At 45.4% G+C, this 16,087-nt stretch carries 14 protein-coding genes; 4 read left to right on the forward strand and 10 right to left on the reverse strand.

Annotated elements, in window-relative coordinates; translation table 11 throughout:
• Positions 1 to 226: 226 nt before the first annotated feature.
• A complete protein-coding gene (locus DBX26_RS17360) occupies positions 227 to 817 on the forward strand; it encodes a LemA family protein (RefSeq protein ID WP_065301090.1) in 591 nt (196 codons plus the stop codon).
• On the forward strand, positions 817 to 2,673 hold the full coding sequence (locus tag DBX26_RS17365) for a M48 family metallopeptidase (protein ID WP_118120191.1): 1,857 nt from the start codon (positions 817 to 819) through the stop codon (positions 2,671 to 2,673). The genes DBX26_RS17360 and DBX26_RS17365 overlap by 1 nt, the downstream gene beginning before the upstream one ends.
• A gap of 83 nt (positions 2,674 to 2,756) precedes the next feature.
• Here the strand turns inward: DBX26_RS17365 and DBX26_RS17370 are convergent, their stop codons facing one another.
• Positions 2,757 to 3,113 carry a hypothetical protein gene (locus DBX26_RS17370; RefSeq protein WP_014234081.1) on the reverse strand — a complete coding sequence of 119 codons (357 nt, stop codon included), beginning with the start codon at positions 3,111 to 3,113 and terminating at the stop codon, positions 2,757 to 2,759.
• A 622-nt stretch (positions 3,114 to 3,735) separates the two neighbouring features.
• Between DBX26_RS17370 and DBX26_RS17375 the strand changes: the two genes are divergently transcribed.
• Positions 3,736 to 4,968: an OFA family MFS transporter gene (locus DBX26_RS17375; protein WP_014234080.1), complete on the forward strand. Its 1,233-nt coding sequence runs from the start codon at positions 3,736 to 3,738 to the stop codon at positions 4,966 to 4,968.
• Between the two features lie 80 nt (positions 4,969 to 5,048).
• Entirely contained in the window at positions 5,049 to 6,671 is a 1,623-nt protein-coding gene (locus DBX26_RS17380) for a VRR-NUC domain-containing protein (RefSeq protein ID WP_118120193.1), read from the forward strand.
• A 17-nt stretch (positions 6,672 to 6,688) separates the two neighbouring features.
• Here the strand turns inward: DBX26_RS17380 and yegS are convergent, their stop codons facing one another.
• The 9 genes from yegS to DBX26_RS17425 form a co-directional block, all read right to left on the reverse strand.
• On the reverse strand, positions 6,689 to 7,594 hold the full coding sequence (yegS, locus tag DBX26_RS17385) for a lipid kinase YegS (RefSeq protein WP_118120195.1): 906 nt from the start codon (positions 7,592 to 7,594) through the stop codon (positions 6,689 to 6,691).
• Between the two features lie 109 nt (positions 7,595 to 7,703).
• The gene (locus tag DBX26_RS17390; RefSeq protein WP_118120198.1) at positions 7,704 to 8,129 is read right to left on the reverse strand and encodes a bifunctional diaminohydroxyphosphoribosylaminopyrimidine deaminase/5-amino-6-(5-phosphoribosylamino)uracil reductase RibD; all 426 of its coding nucleotides are present in this window, start codon (positions 8,127 to 8,129) and stop codon (positions 7,704 to 7,706) included.
• A gap of 50 nt (positions 8,130 to 8,179) precedes the next feature.
• A complete protein-coding gene (locus DBX26_RS17395; protein WP_118120200.1) occupies positions 8,180 to 9,484 on the reverse strand; it encodes a BatD family protein in 1,305 nt (434 codons plus the stop codon).
• Positions 9,481 to 11,211 (reverse strand): VWA domain-containing protein, encoded by a 1,731-nt coding sequence (locus DBX26_RS17400; protein ID WP_118120202.1) that lies wholly within the window; start codon positions 11,209 to 11,211, stop codon positions 9,481 to 9,483. The genes DBX26_RS17395 and DBX26_RS17400 overlap by 4 nt, the downstream gene beginning before the upstream one ends.
• Complete coding sequence (locus tag DBX26_RS17405; protein WP_118120204.1) at positions 11,204 to 12,286, reverse strand: VWA domain-containing protein; 1,083 nt, start codon at positions 12,284 to 12,286, stop codon at positions 11,204 to 11,206. The genes DBX26_RS17400 and DBX26_RS17405 overlap by 8 nt, the downstream gene beginning before the upstream one ends.
• Positions 12,279 to 12,821 carry a DUF4381 domain-containing protein gene (locus tag DBX26_RS17410; RefSeq protein WP_118120206.1) on the reverse strand — a complete coding sequence of 181 codons (543 nt, stop codon included), beginning with the start codon at positions 12,819 to 12,821 and terminating at the stop codon, positions 12,279 to 12,281. The genes DBX26_RS17405 and DBX26_RS17410 overlap by 8 nt, the downstream gene beginning before the upstream one ends.
• Positions 12,822 to 13,784, reverse strand: a complete 963-nt coding sequence (locus DBX26_RS17415; RefSeq protein WP_118120208.1) for a DUF58 domain-containing protein — start codon at positions 13,782 to 13,784, stop codon at positions 12,822 to 12,824.
• An 11-nt stretch (positions 13,785 to 13,795) separates the two neighbouring features.
• Positions 13,796 to 14,779, reverse strand: coding sequence for a MoxR family ATPase (locus DBX26_RS17420; RefSeq protein WP_118120210.1), 984 nt, complete (start codon positions 14,777 to 14,779; stop codon positions 13,796 to 13,798).
• Positions 14,780 to 14,788: 9 nt separating this feature from the next.
• Positions 14,789 to 16,081, reverse strand: coding sequence for an anaerobic sulfatase maturase (locus tag DBX26_RS17425; RefSeq protein WP_118120212.1), 1,293 nt, complete (start codon positions 16,079 to 16,081; stop codon positions 14,789 to 14,791).
• Between the last annotated feature and the right edge of the window lie 6 nt (positions 16,082 to 16,087).

Raw genomic sequence — 16,087 nt, forward strand, 5'->3', positions numbered from 1 at the left:
AAAAATCACAAAGGCCCGATGTAACGTCGGGCCTTTTCATTTATAGCAGTGTTACTCCAGTCTTCTATTACCTCTTCCCTGTCTTTCCAATCACTCTCACAACTTATTAACATTATTCAACACGTGACATATTTCGCGTATGTGTAACGGTATTCGCGTTAGAGTTTGCTTACTGTGTCAGCAGCTTATATAAAAAACTAAACTTACTCGAAACCTGGAACTGATTATGACTGCACTGATCGTCTTTATTGTTATTGTTCTACTTATCGCGGCATACGCCATTAGCATCTACAACAAACTGGTGACTCTGCGAAACCGATTCAAAAACAGCTTTGCTCAAATCGAAGTTCAACTTAAACGCCGCTACGACCTAATTCCAAATTTAGTCAACACCGCGAAAGGCTATATGGAGCATGAGAAAGAGACATTCGAGCGTGTAATTCAAGCACGAAACCAAGCATTATCAGGTCTTAAGGCAGCGAGTGAAGCGCCAGACAGCGATGCTGCGATAAGCCAACTTAGCCAAGCAGAAGGCATGTTACAAAGCGCTCTAGGTAAACTTAATGTTGTAGTTGAAGCTTACCCAGAGCTAAAAGCCAATGAGACGATGAGCCAACTGCAAGAAGAGTTGACCAGTACAGAAAATAAAGTCGCGTTTGCACGTCAGGCATTTAATGATTCGGTAACCAGCTATAACATCTACAAACAAACTTTCCCTCCCGTCATTTTTGCCAACATGTTTGGATTCCACGACGGTAAATTGCTCGAGTTTGCTGATAGCGAAGCCATCCAAGAAGCGCCGAAGGTTGAGTTTTAATGGATTTTTTTCACCATCAAGATACTGCACGTCAGCGAACCGGGCTTTTAGTCATGCTGTTTGTGTTGGCAATATTAGCCATCACCAGTCTGGTTAGTATTGCATCGATTGGTATCTATTTTGGCACCACTGGTAAGCCATTTGATACCCAAAACGTCATAACTTATGGTTTGTTAAGCTTTGCCGGAGTAACGTTAGTTGTCTTCGTTAGTTCATTCATTCGGCTTAGCGAGCTAAGTTCAAATGGTGGACGCGGAGTGGCAGAAAGTATTGGTGGCAAACTTATTTCGCCAGATACGTTAGATTCGAAGCACAGGCAACTGCTTAATGTCGTTGAAGAGATGGCAATTGCATCAGGCATTCCTGTTCCTTCTGTCTACTTGATGGCAGAAGAACAAGGAATTAACGCTTTTGCCGCAGGTATGAGTATCGACGACGCTGTCATTGGCGTAACCCAGGGAGCCCTTGATAGCTTTAATCGTGATGAACTTCAGGGCGTCATCGCTCATGAATTTAGCCATATCCTGAATGGCGACATGCGCCTCAACACTCGACTGATTGGTGTCTTATTCGGCATTACGTGTATCGCTCATTTTGGCCACTTAGTACTGGATAATTCTCACCGTACATCTCGTGGACTTTCTCGTAGCTCTTCAGATTCCAGCAAAGGATATGCCGCCATTCTACTGATCGCTATCGTCTGTCTGATACTTGGTTGGTTGGGCACACTGTTTGGTTCTATGATAAAAGCCGCGATCTCTCGTCAGCGTGAGTTTTTAGCTGACGCGAGTGCCGTTCAGTTTACGCGTAACGATCAGGGAATAGCAGGCGCACTCAAAAAAATTGGCAGCAATTCTCACGGCTCGACACTTGATACCAAAGCAAGTGACGAAATGAGTCATATGATGTTTGGACAAAGTAAGCTCTCCGGATTTTCTGGTTTGTTTGCAACTCACCCACCGCTTGATGAAAGAATTCGCCGTATTGAGCCTAACTGGGATGGAAACTATTCGCACCTGACTGACAATAGCAGTGCCACTTTTACTGGTGCTCAAATAAGCGGATTTGCGGAAAACGCACCACTAACTCCCAACAAGCCAGATACAGCGCCCGTTCAGTTCAATGACGCAGGCCAGCGGTTAATTGAACAACTACCTTCAGAACTTGTGGACCTTGCTCGTGAGCCCTACAGCGCACGCTTCATTACTTTCCTTATCATCTTCGATGGCAGTGATATTCAACGAGAGATGATAAAATGTCACATACCGCCTTCCTCTCAAACGAAGCTACTCCCTTGGCTCGAGTACGAAATACCGCTTCATCTTCGCTTTCCTTTGCTTGAATTAGCAATACCCGCCCTTAAATCCCTTAGCGAAGGTCAGCGAAATAGACTTTGTGAAGTGCTGCGTGATCTTTCTCAAACTGATAATGATTACTCGCTGGAAGAATGGTGCGTGATCAACTTGCTGGAAAAACAGTTACTTGTTTCTTTTGGGAATACGAAGCAGCAAAAAACATTAAAACAGCTAAAAGAAAGTGTGTTTTGGTTGCTCAGGGAACTGGCTTGGGTTAGCCACTCCCAACAGGATCATGCACAACACGCGTACCACTCTGCGCTCGCTTGTTTGGGGTTTCCTAAACATGATTTAGAAAAAGCAAATAACAACTGGAGTTTGAGCCGTGCTGCGTTGGAACTGCTACTGCAGTTAAAACCAAAAGAACGAGAAAGGTTTGTTAAGGCATGCCGACTCGCAATCGAGTCTGATGGTGAAGTTACGGTCGCAGAAGGTGAGCTTTATCGCGTTGTGGCTTGCTTCCTTGAAGTACCAGAACCGCCACTAACGATATCTGGTTAGAAACGTGTCTTTGTTTTTCGCCTTTAAAACAAAAAGCAAAACGCCAGCGAATTATCGCTGGCGTTTTTCTAACATTATCTTTTTTACGCGGCTTTAAAGCGCTCTGGAACTCGTGTAACGCTTTGGCGGTAACTAAACCACAGATACGTTACTGCCAGAGAGAAGAAGAAGTAAGACAACGCAAACACTATAGGCGAAGTAATCAGTTCCGCAGACATACCCCACATTACACCCGTAACGGTAATTGCCAATTTAGACAGCATGCCACAGATCAACAAGAACAGCGCAAGTTGCGGGAAGCGAGAGCTACGAAAAGCGAAAAAGTAGCAGCTACCAACAGCCAAGGAAGCGATAGAAAGACCTAACATAAATGAATGGAAATGCTCTGCCGATGCCACACCTGCAGAAACAGAAGCGAAAAGCACTAGGAACAGTTTCATAAGTTACCTCACAATAAATCGAAAAAAGCATCCCTTCATAAATGAAAACTCATTTTTCGCTATATTCTGCTCATTTTGCATGCTATTACAAGCACATTTTTTGCTCGCTTTATGTACAACCCACCCAACCAAATAACCTTATTACAAAAGGTTAACAACTTAATCCTTATAAATCCTTTGTATCCAATACTTAGCTTTAGAAGCTCTCATTTTAGGCAATCTTGTCACAAAGTGTTAACACAGAAATATTTCGTAACTTTTCTCTAAAAATGTGAACTAAATATCTAAGTTCAACATTTTCACCTAATTTCTTTACAGCATCAAACAAGACAACGACACCACCCAACCCCATTAACGAGTTATTTACATCTATCGCCGTAGAGGTGCACATGGTTTTATAGATTCAAATAAATTTTAAAACTAACCTCAAAAAGAGATTCCAATCACATATTTATTGGTTATAATCCGCGCCAATTGCGTCAAATGTTGAAAAACGCAAACTTATTTTTATAAAAAACACCTTTAAACCCACCACTCTTTAATGCTGGAGAGAAGGAATTCTAAATGCTGATTGTCAGCGATTGATTCCATACTCCCGACAAAGAGTTAACCGAGAGAAAAAATGAGTAAGATTGATAAAGCGATGCGCATCCTGCTAGCAGGTTTCTGCATCAACCTTTGTCTTGGCATCCTATATGCCTGGAGTGTATTCAATAAGGCACTGGTAACTGAGTCCGGTTGGACAGCTGCGGAAGCTTCTGCACCGTACGCAACTGCAACCATCACTTTCTCTATCTGTCTTCTTGTTGCAGGCATCCTACAAGACCGCATGGGTCCACGTTTAATCCTTATTCTTGGTACGGTTCTAACAGGTTTGGGCATGATCGCATCTGGCTTTGTTGACTCACCATTGATGCTGAACATCACTTTCGGTGTGATCACTGGTGCTGGTATCGGCTTTGGTTACGCATGTTTGTCACCTTCTGCAATGAAATGGTTCCACGCCTCTAAGAAAGGTATGGTTAACGGAATCATCGCAGCAGGTTTTGGTCTGGCAGCTATTTACCTAGCGCCTGTAACATCTGCATTGATCGAAAGCCTGGGCATCCAAACCAGCTTTATGATTCTTGGTGTTGGTGTTCTGGCGATTGCCGTTCCACTTGCAGCAACCATTAACAACCCACCAGCCGATTACACGCCAGCAGAGCCTAAAGTAAAAGAAGGCCAAGCACCTAAAGCGCTTAAAAAGTCTGACGATTTAACCTGGAAAGCGATGCTGAAAACGCCACAGTTCTACTCACTATGGATCATGTATGCGTTTGCAGCTTCTGTTGGTCTTATGATCATCGGTAACATCACGACAATTGCAAGTGTTCAAGCTAACCTGCCTAACGCGGTTTACCTGGCGTCTATTCTTGCAGTATTCAACTCAGGTGGTCGTGTTGTTGCTGGTATGCTTGCAGACAAAATTGGTGGCGTTCGCACGCTTCTGCTTGCTTTCATCCTGCAAGGCGTCAACATGGCGTTGTTCGCAACGTTCGATTCAGAGTTTACCCTAATCATTGGTACCGCTATCGCAGCAGTTGGTTACGGCACACTTCTGGCTGTATTCCCTACTCTTACAGCAGAATTCTACGGTCTGAAAAACTACGGTACTAACTATGGTGTGCTATACACAGCATGGGGTATTGGTGGCGCTATTGGTGCAGCTGTAGTTGGTTACTCAATGACTAACGGCGAAGGTTACACTCTGGCTTACACCGTTTCTGCAGCAATGATGGCAGTATGTATCGTATTAGCGTTCATCACTAAGCCACTAACTGAAGCAAAAGTTGCGAAGCTTAAAATCGCATAATTGTGGATTGATTTGATGATGAAAAGGCTTAACCTATTGGTTAAGCTTTTTTGTTATCGGTATAAAAATCCTGTCGAATTATGCAAAAACCTGTCGAACTTGCACCAGATTACTATTTAGATAATTTCCTCAAACTAACCCAACATGCTACGCATTGGTACAGTGACTTATTACTAGAGGAAGAGCACCGTTGGCTCACAACATTCAAGCAACTGGACAAACCATCACAATGCCTGTTAGTGCGACTGTATAGCCGTAAAGGGTGTTGGTTTCGCAGTGATAAACTCAATTATCAGGAAATTCCCTCTCTTCACCAAGCCCTGTCAGAGCTCGAACAATCGGAACTTATTGAGCTATCCCCTGCGCTTTCTCACCAAGAGTTGGCGGCTAACTTACTGACCAAGTCAGAAATCTCTGCGCTTTACCCTGAGCTACCTAAATCACTAAAAAAAGACAATCTCGTTGAGTGTTTGAGCAATACTGAGTTCAACCAGTTTGATTTACTAGAATTTTCTGTGATCCGGCTGAATGCCGCTCATATGATTGATGTCTTGCTCACGTTATTTTTCGCCAATACTCATCAGGATTTAAGCCAGTTCGTACTCGATGATCTTGGCTTGCATCAGTTCGAACACTATCAGTTAAGCAAAGAGCGCCGATTTTTTGATTCGCGAGAGCAAATTGATAGATTGATTGAACTCAGTCAACTCTCAAACCTGTACTGGCAATTTGATCGTAAAGATAAGACCAACCTTGACCTGCTCATTGAAGCGATGCCAAGCCCCGTCAAACATGACTACGTGGATAGAAAGCGTGAACACATGCTTAACGACATAGCCAGAGACTACGAGCGTATCAATGAACTTGAAATCGCACTGGCGCTTTTTGAGCAAACCCACCTCCCACCGAGTAGAGAACGCCGCGCACGCATTTATGATAAATTGGAGCAAAACACGCGACTGAGTGACATTGTCACAAGTATGTTAGAAGCACCTATCAATGCCTCCGAGTTTGAAGTGGCACAAAAGCTAGAACAACGCGTAAAGCGAAAACTTGGACAAAAGGTACCAAGAACACCCAAGCCACAATGCAATGAACATCGTCTAGAGCTGGATTTATCACAACAACGTGTCGAACTTGTCACCAAGGAACACTTTGAAAAATTGGGCTGGCAAGTATTTTATGCAGAGAATACGTTGCTCAATGCACTGTTTGGTTTAACCTTCTGGGACGCCATTTTTGCTCCCGTAGAAGGCGCTTTTATAAACGCCTACCAACATCGCCCACTCGATTTGTATCACAGTGACTTTGCTTCTAAACGCGAAAAGTTAATCACATCCGCGTTCAATAGCCTCGAAACTGGAAATACAAAACAGTTAATAGAAAGATACGATGCCAAGATTGGGATAAGCAATCCGTTCGTTCATTGGGGCGCGGTAAGTAAAGCGCTTATCGAACATGCACTCACAACCATTCCGACGTCAATGCTAGTCGATCTATTAAGCGTCCAACTCCGTGATCTCAAGCTCTACCGTAATGGTATGCCGGACCTAATTGCATTTAAGGGAGATCAATTTGAATGGATAGAAGTGAAAGGCCCTGGTGATAAACTGCAAGACAATCAATGGCGCTGGATTAAAGAGTTTAACCGACTTAAGGTACCGTTTTCAGTCTGTTACGTGACTGCCAAAACAACCACATAATGAGGATAACAAGGGGATTATCCAGATGTACCAACACACGGACAGTCACTCGGTAGAATTAACTGAATGCTTTGAGGTAACACTTCGAAACGTATTTTACGCGAGCGATATGGCTCCCCATCTAAATTCAGAGGTAATGGATTTGGGAAGTCAATTTCCAACCAGCTTGTCCGTGTGTGCTTAACGAACTCGCCTGTAATCCTTGGGTTATTGATCTCTTCGATCACTTTAGGCAAGTCATGAGGTAAGAATGGACAAACCAGCGTTAAATCCATTAAACCATCATCGATCATCGCGTTTGGAGCCAACGATTGGCCACCGCCCGCCAAACGGCCATTGCAGAATGCACCGAGTAATATCCCACCTTCGTAGCTTCCGTCATCGACTGTGATGGTTCCATCGTACGGTTTAAAGCCCAAAGCTTTTACCACACCTGTCAGAGTATAAGCTCCGCCACCTAAAAAATTCTTCAATTCGACTGGTGTTTCAGTGGTAATTTCGGCACCAAACCCTGCCGTAGCGACATTGATAAAGTAACGATCATTCGCTTTTACACAATCAACAGAAACGGATTGTCCATTCACAGCCAAAGACAAGGCGTCAGAAATAGAAACAGGAATACGATTGGCAGTAGCAAAGTCATTGGCGGTGCCAAGTGGAATTATCGCCAGTTCAGGCCGCTGGTCGTCTTCAATTTGAGCAATCGCCGAAACTGCTTCATTGATCGTCCCATCGCCGCCAGCAACAACAATACGCGTAATCCCTTCATTTACGGCTTCCTTAACTAAACGCGACATGTCTTGAGATTCCCAAGTCACACGAACTTGCACGTCGACGCCTTGCTCGCGCGTCTCCATAATTGCGTTTCTTAGCTCGGGTATGCCAGCCTTTTTGCCGTTTAGTATCGCTCGTATTGTTTTCATTGAAATCCGTCTCTGTGGCTTAGTAGCGTATCTTACTGCTCAGTACTTTCGAGAGTGTAGACAAAAACTCCCTACTTAAAACGGTTAAAGTGGTCTGTTTGATAAATAACTAAGATTTACCCAAATACGGCGTCAAAAAGGCACTCACTTCCTCACCGCAAACTCCGACTTCTACTTCAACACCAGCTTGCTCTAAGATAGCGATACCACGGCCCCTGTTGCGAGGATCGGGATCGAGCATGGCAACGACAACCTTTTTGATGCCAGTATTTACCAATGTCACCGCACAGGCAGGCGTTCTTCCAACAAACGAACAAGGCTCAAGTGTCACATAAGCGGTGACCTGCTCTAACGTTCCCTTGTATCCATTCAACGCTTCCACTTCGGCATGATTTCCACCGATAGCCTGAGTGTAGCCCTCGGAGACGATCTGACCGTCTTTTACTAAAACACAGCCTACTGGTGGATTAGGTTGACACGCTGGTAGTGCATTTCTAGAAATCTCCAACGCACGGCGCATAAATTCTTGGCTCATGTAACATCTATTCTTTAATGAAAAACAAAGGACTATAGTAGCGCTCAGCTTTATTCAATACCATCTCTTTGCTTTAACTTATCCAATTGGGGTAAAGCTTTTGGTATGCGAAGTTTAAGATGCTTTTGTTTCGTCTGAATTTTGCGCCACATCGACTTGATCAGGCTAGAACTGCATTCTCCACTTTGCATTCGAGATGAGCTTTTCTGCCATGAGTCACTGGAATCTGCATGGCGCATCTCCAATTCAGAAGCGTTCACTCGTAATTGCCTGTAAAGGACGGCTCTCGCCTCTCCCCAGCGATTTTCTTTGAGTAATCGATGCAAGTTCAGCCATGGTGGAATTGGCCTTGAACGGTAATAGCGCTTGATGGCTAGAAGGAAAACAACCCCCAAAACCAAAGTGCTCACCAGACCGATAATCCAGACGAAATAGGCTTTAACAAACGACTTTAACGTATGTTTTGCTTGAAATGATTGTCCTTCAATCACGATGCTTTCTAGCTGCTGCGTTTCGCTGTTCCACCATTGGAACTCATAAGCAGGTAACGAGAACTCACCGCCCTGCTGAATCACATACACACTTTCTTCAGTTCGGGTAGATTGATAGTCTCCACGCGTTTGTGTATCGGTAAGCTGATGAGGCTGCAAGTAAGTTTGATAACTATCGTTAGACTCACCTTTTAGCAGGTCAGGTAGTAATACCGACAAGCTGTCCTGTGCGGTTATCGTTACTTTTCGCGTGATCGCATCGCCAACTTTTAGCGGTTCAGAAGACGTTTCCCACTCTTGATTTACGTCGACTTGTGTCGCAGTAAACCACTGGGTATTGTCGCTCAATAAGCCAGACGGTAACGATGCTGAAAACCGAATTGGCTGCGTGTAAAGGGTTCCTGAGACGTTTTTTCCATCAGGCGCTGAAACCTGAACCCTCACAGCAATCGGAGGAACGACAAAATCACCCGATACTTGAGGATACAACGTCACTTCCCAACGTTGGCGCGACCAGGTTTGCCCACCTTTTCTCTCAGTGAAATTGGTTGCCAGTTGGTTACGTTGTTTGGCAATCACATCCGGAATTTCCACAGAGCCAATCCGCGTTCCGCCAGTAAACCAGCGCGGCGTCGCCACCTCTATAGTCAGAATGACTTGCTCGTTGACACTGAAGTTGGGTGAGTTACGATTTTCCTCGTTACTTGTCGCTTTACCAACCCACGCTTTTATCTCCACATCATGATTGCGCTGTAACTGATTGATATCTCTTGCAAACACTAAACTGCTTGTGCAGAAACTTGCTAATACTATGAAGACGCAAGAGAGATAACGGCTCGTAACCCGTCGAAATAACTCCATCATTGCATCACCTCCTCGTTGCGCTCACTGGCATCATCGGCAATTTCACTCGTTGAGGGCGAGTTGAGTTGGATTTGAAATTTTGCACGCAGAAAGTCCCTTGGATCAGACTCGACACGTTTTAGCCACTTATCTGCCACCTCTTGATTGCCTAATATGTCTGCGGCACTCAGTGTCTCTTTGATCATCATTTCTTGCGACGTTTTCTCTTCCGCCCCTTCTGCTGTTTGCGGATTATCACCAAGCTCAGTCGACATCTCTTGCTCCGTTCCGGCCTGACTTTCACTCATCTGGTTGATGTCCTCAACAATGCCGCCGATGACTTTCAAATTATGCTCAACATCAGGGCGTAACGCTTGGCTTAGTGTTGGTTTGTTCGCCAATGATTGAAGCAAGTCTCTCGCTGCCAAGTATTCACGTTGACGTGCCAATGCGCTGGCCGCGTTGTATAAACCAAAGTCTCTAACTTCTTCCGAAGGATCATTCTGCATTTCTAAAAACGCGCTATGGGCTAGCTCAAATTCACTGGCATAGTAATAAGCGGTTCCTTTTCGTAACGGATCTGAGAAATGCTTTGCCGCATCCAAATACGCTTGTTTGCTGAACAACCGCTGTCCTTGTTGATCAGGTGTCAACCACAAGTCCCACCACCACTGGGCGGCTTTGTCGAACGTCGTCACTTTTTGTACAACTTGAGGTTCTTCGGCTTTTAGCGATACATTTTCAGCCATTACCTCGCCGGGCATCATCACGCTTCCAGATACCATTGCGATCAAGCACCATTGAACTAACCAACCTTTTCGGAACCAGATCAGCATAATCAATGCAATAGGAAACAAAAGCACATACCCCATGTCTTTCCATGGCATAGAAGACTCACCATTCAGCTGCATATTACGCTCTACATACCGGCTCAATTGCTGAATGTCTGTGTTATCAACACTTACTTCCATAAGTCTTCCATCAGTTTTACTTGCAAGTGTTTGCAGCGAATCGAGATCGATCGGGTTATTACTGACAACATCAGGGTTGCCAGCGGCCAGTATCAACAGCTGATAGGGTTTATCGGCAAAATAATCTTCATACTTACTGATGGTGGCGGGGTTAACACCATCCGTCACTAAGAGTACCGTTGAGCCGGCTAATCCTTGTAATTGCTGGTCAATAAGAGGTAATGCCTGCTCCGCGAGTTTACCTTTAACCGGCATAATTTCGGGATCAATTGCCGCGAGGAATGGGTCAAAAACAGCGCTGTCTTGTGTGATCGGCATAGCGACGTGTGCAGTTCCCGCAAACACCACCAACCCCGTTTTACCACCTTTTCTTTCAGCGAGTAGATCACGGATTTTCTGTTTAGAACGCTCTAAGCGACTTGGCGGCAGATCTTTTTGCAACATAGAGCCGCTATTATCCAAAACCACCAGCATTGACGCTTTGTCCTCACCAAATGGTGACGCCTCTCGCTGCCAACTTGGGCCCGCACAAATCAAAATGGCGATGAATACATTGACCATCAGGAGTTTTAGTGGCAATTGTTTCCGCCAGCCATGCTCACCTATCGTCAGTACCTCACGGAGATGATCGGGCAGGATGTCTTTCCAGCTTGGTTTGCTCTCCTCATGCCAGCGCAGCCAAATCAGGAAAACCAACGGGATCAGCGCCAATAGCCACAAAGGACGAATGAAATGAAACTGAGTAAAAAATTGCGTTAAGCTGAGAGAATCAAACATCGTGCTCTCCTACCGATACTTTCCCCGTCGAAAAGCGCGCTTTGGTTCTTCGTCTGAGTGTCGCTACGCTGAACGCGAGCAAATGCGTCAATACCACCAAGACCATCAGGTAATGGTGCAAACTTTGTTTAGGCCGATAGGTCGTACTTTCATACAACTCTGGCTCAATCAGGCTGATTTTTTCATAGGCCTTTGCCAACTCGTCCCGGTTGAGCGCTTCAAATGCCTCGCCTCCTGATTCAGCCGCGATTCGTGTAATCGTGTCCATATCAAGCGCCGTTTCACCAATGGTTTGGGGATCGCCCATCGCGATAACGTGCACGCGAACCCCCTTCGCTTTTGCCACTTTTGCCGCGTCTATTGGTTCAACAAAACTGCCAGTGTCGTTGCCATCAGTTAATACAATCGCAACTTTTTCACGCTCTGTCGCTTGCGTTAACTCACTACGAGCCTTATCGCTCTGCTCAAACACTTTTATGGCTAACCCAATCGCATCTCCAAGGTGCGTACTCTGCCCAGCCATAGCAACGTCAGTTTGATTAAGCAGTTCTAACCACACGCTTTGATCAGCAGTAAACGGGGTTTGCACAAATGCAGCGTCACCAAACAGCACCAAACCAAGTCGATCGCCTTTACGTGACTGCACGAAATCTGCCAATACTTCTTTGGCGGCTTCTAAGCGAGAGATTTTTTCACCCGTACGCGAGGTAAAATCAACCTCAGCCATTGAGCCAGAAAGATCAACCACAACCATGACATCTCTACCAAGGCTTTCACGAACTTGCGGCTCACCCAGAATCGTGGGCTTAGCCATCGCACAGACAACCAATATCCAAGAGAGAATTAACGTCGCGCGCTGCCACCAACTTGGCGTTAGCTGGCTTGCACCTTCTGACGGAGTTTCACCAATGGCTTCAACCAGTTGAGTAAAAAACGGGACTTTAATCGCTGTCTGTTTAGTGCGGTAAGCAGGAACCAGATAATAAACCACGAGTGGAAAGGGCAAAATAATCAGCCATAAAGGGTGCGCAAACTCAAAGCCAGACAGCCCCATAAAAGAGTGGAGATCATTCATTCTGACCACCTTGCTTTGGCTCTGTTCCTGGCGTTGATATATTTGAGCCAGACGTATGCGAATGCTCTTTGACCCAAAAGTTTGCTTTCTCGATCAAAAGCACTCGCTGTTGATGCGAAAGCTCGATGTTGGGATTAATGATACTCTTGAGCCACAATGTGGAAACTTCATCATTGAAAGCCTGTTTTTTCGGTTCCAGCTCGTCAAGTTTAGAAAGAAAAGCACCATCAAACCGTCTCGCATTGCGACTGTCTATATGAATCAAAACAATTTTTAGAATCGAGAATAGCGTTTTCGGCATCTCCCTGTCGCTTGGATTAATCTGACTGATCATATCCAATGCTTCCTTGCGATAGCGGTTTATCCACCATTTACTCAGAATGCGATAAGCCATGTACACTAAAGCCAGCACGGATATCACAGCTAGAATTTTCCAACCAATAGTTTGAGGATACCAGCTGACACTGGGCGGTACGGTTACGTCATGAAGCTCACTCAGAATGTAAGAGCCAGGGGGTTGCGGAAGATCACTCATCTAGCGCCCTCCTACCAATTTTTGAAACTCTTTGACATGCTGGCCAGTGGTATCAAGCTCAATGTAAGGCAGATGCTTAATTGCCATCAGTTGCGCTAAAGATTGACGCTGCACGTCTGTTTTCGCTTCCAGTTTTGCGCTTGCAGCTTGCACTTTTGCTTTACTATCCAAATTGAGCTGATATTGACCATCACCAACCACCCATTTTGATGTTGCTAAGTCATCAGGCAGTGTTTGTTCAAGTGGATCACTGACCATCACGGCGAGAATGTCGTTGTGCTGTTGAAGCTGTTTCAGGTGGTCGAGGTGCTGCTCTTCACAGTCACTCCAGTCGCTAATAAAAATCAGCGTGGATTGTTTGAGCTTCATTCGCTTTATCAACTCAATCCAGCGACTAAACGTTACTTTTTCAGAATCAACCGAATCAACGCTAAGGGATTGGTTCGCCCGTGATAAGTGCTTTAACTGTGTTAAAAGATCGTTTTGCGAACGCTGTGGTTTTGAATGAAACAGGGCTTGATGGGAAGCAATAACAAATCCTACTCGGTCACCATCTTTTAATACTCGCCACCCACACATTGCTGCAACTTCTGCAGCAACTACGGACTTCATCACCTCTGTGGAAGCAAAAAACATCGCACTGCGTTGATCAACACAGACGATGACATTGCGATCTTTTTCTTCGGTATAACTACGCACATGAGGCTTTCCCGTGCGCATCGTCACTTTCCAATCGAGATTACGAATATCATCTCCTAATTGGTAATGACGTAACTCTTCAAAATTCAGTCCGCGACCGCGAAAAAGAGAGTTGTGTCGCCCAGATAACACACTGCCAGCTTTCAGGTGAGGGAGTAAACTAAACGACTCAGCTTGCGCTTGTAAACGCACCAGCCTTGCGTAATCACAATATAAACGGTGATCTATCTCTTCAGGTTTAGGAGCAAGTGTCGGCTTTGCCATATTGCCACCACTTATCCGATTTCAACGTAATCGAGCAATTCCTCAACGACTCGTTGATGATCCACACCGTCAGCTAGCGCGTCATAGGTGAGTGAGAATCGGTGTCCTAATACTGATGGAACCATAGCACGGACATCATCAGGTGTGACATAGTCACGTCCTTGAAGCCAAGCATAGGCGCGAGCACACTTATCCAACGAAATTGAAGCGCGAGGACTGGAGCCAATTTCAATCCATTTAGCTAATTGCGAGTCTGCATAGCGCTCTGGCTTACGCGTCGCCATCACCAACGCGACAATATAGTCTTCAACTAATTCAGAAACCGCGACATCGGGCAATTGGCGACGTGCTTCTAAAACCAAATCGGGCTCAATATGCTGTGGCGTCACCAACTCGGAACTGGTTTCCGCCCCGAGCTCTTCACTACGAACCAGACGAATGATCTCTCGCTCTGCAGCATCTTCCGGGTAGTCCACCGTAACCTTCATAATAAAGCGGTCCATTTGCGCTTCAGGCAGAGGGTACGTCCCTTCTTGCTCGATCGGGTTTTGCGTCGCTAGTACCATAAATAGATCGGGTAACACATGCGTTTTATCGCCAACAGTTATTGTGCCTTCAGCCATGGCTTCTAGCAGCGCGGCCTGCACTTTGGCAGGAGCACGGTTAACCTCATCGGCAAGGACAATGCTGTTAAAAATGGAACCCGGCTGAAAATGTAGCTGCGGTTTGCCATCTAACTCCTGATAAACCTCGGTTCCGGTGACGTCCGAAGGTAGAAGATCAGGCGTGAACTGAATGCGACCGAAACTAGTGTTCAGAAGATTGGCTAATGATTTTACTGAACGTGTTTTTGCGGTACCCGGTAAACCTTCCAACAGAATATGTCCATTGGTCAATAAACCAATCACCAACGCTTGCACCACGTGGCTTTGACCAATGACGCTTTTCTCTGTCTCTTCAATCAACTTATTAATTGCTTGCTGCGCGTTGTTCATTCGTCTTCCTTACTTAGAATTCTGTTGTTGTAAAATCTGAGATAGACCCACCAGCATAGGTAAGGTGTCATCGAAGAAACGGCGAATACCAGAACAAAGGTAATTCAGCCCTTCTTCACCATCCGGCGTCTTAATAAGGCGATTTTTAGGACATTCGCCCCAACAGTATTTAAGGTAAGGACATTTCTTACAGTAGTCCGGCAATGAATCTCGCTTTGCCATACCAAAGCTAAACTGACGCGTAGAGAACGCCATCTCGTTCAACGAATGTTCGTGAATATTGGAGAGTTTGTATTCTGGATAAACGTAATGGTCACAACTGTACACATCGCCATTGTGCTCTATCGCCAATCCTTTACCGCAAAACTCTGAGGTAATGCAGAGTTGCGCTGGTTTACCCATCACCTGAGCAACCGCCGTTTCAAACAGGTTGACCAACACACGGCCGAGATCATTGTTCACCCACTCAACAAACATTTCACTAAGGAACTTGCCCCAATCATCAGGGTCCACCGACCAATCCGTCACCACTGACATTGGATGTCCAGGCTTGGCTAACTCGCTCCCCATGACAGGGATCATCTGTTCGTTCCAGAACTGTGGCGCGGTAGTGTGAAAGTCATTCGCTTCAACCACGGGCGCAAGCTGAATATAAGTCACGCCCAACTCGCGAGTGAGGAATCGATAAATTTCCACAGGGTACTTAACGTTGTGGCGGTTAACCGTCACCAGCGCATTAAACCGCACCCCATGACGCTGAAGTTTCTCAACCGCTTTCATCACCAGATGAAAAGTCGGCTTACCACTTCGCGTTTTACGGTATTTGTCGTGCAGCTCTTCTGGACCATCGATAGATAAGCCGACCAGGAAGTTATTCGCTAATAAAAATTCACACCACTCATCATTGAGTAAGATACCATTCGTTTGTAAATCGTTTTCAATACGAATTCCGTTAGGTTTGTATTTCTTCTGTAGCTCAACCACTTTACGGAAGTAATCTAAGCCAAGCAGTGTTGGCTCGCCGCCCTGCCATGAAAATACGATTTCTTCGCCATCTTGACTCTCAATATAACTCTTAACAAACGCCTCTAAGGTTTCATCATCCATCTTGGGTTGTTTTGGTTGATGAAGCAGGTTTTCTTTGTGTAAGTAAAAGCAATATTGGCAGTCAATGTTGCACTTTGCGCCGCCGGGTTTCGCCATCACATGAAAGCGGCGTTCATTTCCATGCTCGGATTTAAATGCCGTTTTCATCGGAACAATTGGCATAGCCGTAGAATGACGTGGTGAAGTTTTGCTCATGCAGCC

It is taken from the genome of Vibrio sp. dhg (genome assembly GCF_003443775.1).
In the GTDB taxonomy this organism is placed as follows: domain Bacteria; phylum Pseudomonadota; class Gammaproteobacteria; order Enterobacterales; family Vibrionaceae; genus Vibrio; species Vibrio natriegens.

Coding starts and splice junctions, on each gene's coding strand:
- DBX26_RS17365 (WP_118120191.1), top strand. CDS start 817: ATGGATTTTTTTCACCATCAAGATACTGCACGTCAGCGAACCGGGCTT.
- yegS (WP_118120195.1), bottom strand. CDS start 7,594: ATGAAAACAATACGAGCGATACTAAACGGCAAAAAGGCTGGCATACCC.
- DBX26_RS17410 (WP_118120206.1), bottom strand. CDS start 12,821: ATGAGTGATCTTCCGCAACCCCCTGGCTCTTACATTCTGAGTGAGCTT.
- DBX26_RS17400 (WP_118120202.1), bottom strand. CDS start 11,211: ATGTTTGATTCTCTCAGCTTAACGCAATTTTTTACTCAGTTTCATTTC.
- DBX26_RS17370 (WP_014234081.1), bottom strand. CDS start 3,113: ATGAAACTGTTCCTAGTGCTTTTCGCTTCTGTTTCTGCAGGTGTGGCA.
- DBX26_RS17380 (WP_118120193.1), top strand. CDS start 5,049: ATGCAAAAACCTGTCGAACTTGCACCAGATTACTATTTAGATAATTTC.
- DBX26_RS17395 (WP_118120200.1), bottom strand. CDS start 9,484: ATGATGGAGTTATTTCGACGGGTTACGAGCCGTTATCTCTCTTGCGTC.
- DBX26_RS17390 (WP_118120198.1), bottom strand. CDS start 8,129: ATGAGCCAAGAATTTATGCGCCGTGCGTTGGAGATTTCTAGAAATGCA.
- DBX26_RS17405 (WP_118120204.1), bottom strand. CDS start 12,286: ATGAATGATCTCCACTCTTTTATGGGGCTGTCTGGCTTTGAGTTTGCG.
- DBX26_RS17420 (WP_118120210.1), bottom strand. CDS start 14,779: ATGAACAACGCGCAGCAAGCAATTAATAAGTTGATTGAAGAGACAGAG.
- DBX26_RS17425 (WP_118120212.1), bottom strand. CDS start 16,081: ATGAGCAAAACTTCACCACGTCATTCTACGGCTATGCCAATTGTTCCG.
- DBX26_RS17360 (WP_065301090.1), top strand. CDS start 227: ATGACTGCACTGATCGTCTTTATTGTTATTGTTCTACTTATCGCGGCA.
- DBX26_RS17375 (WP_014234080.1), top strand. CDS start 3,736: ATGAGTAAGATTGATAAAGCGATGCGCATCCTGCTAGCAGGTTTCTGC.
- DBX26_RS17415 (WP_118120208.1), bottom strand. CDS start 13,784: ATGGCAAAGCCGACACTTGCTCCTAAACCTGAAGAGATAGATCACCGT.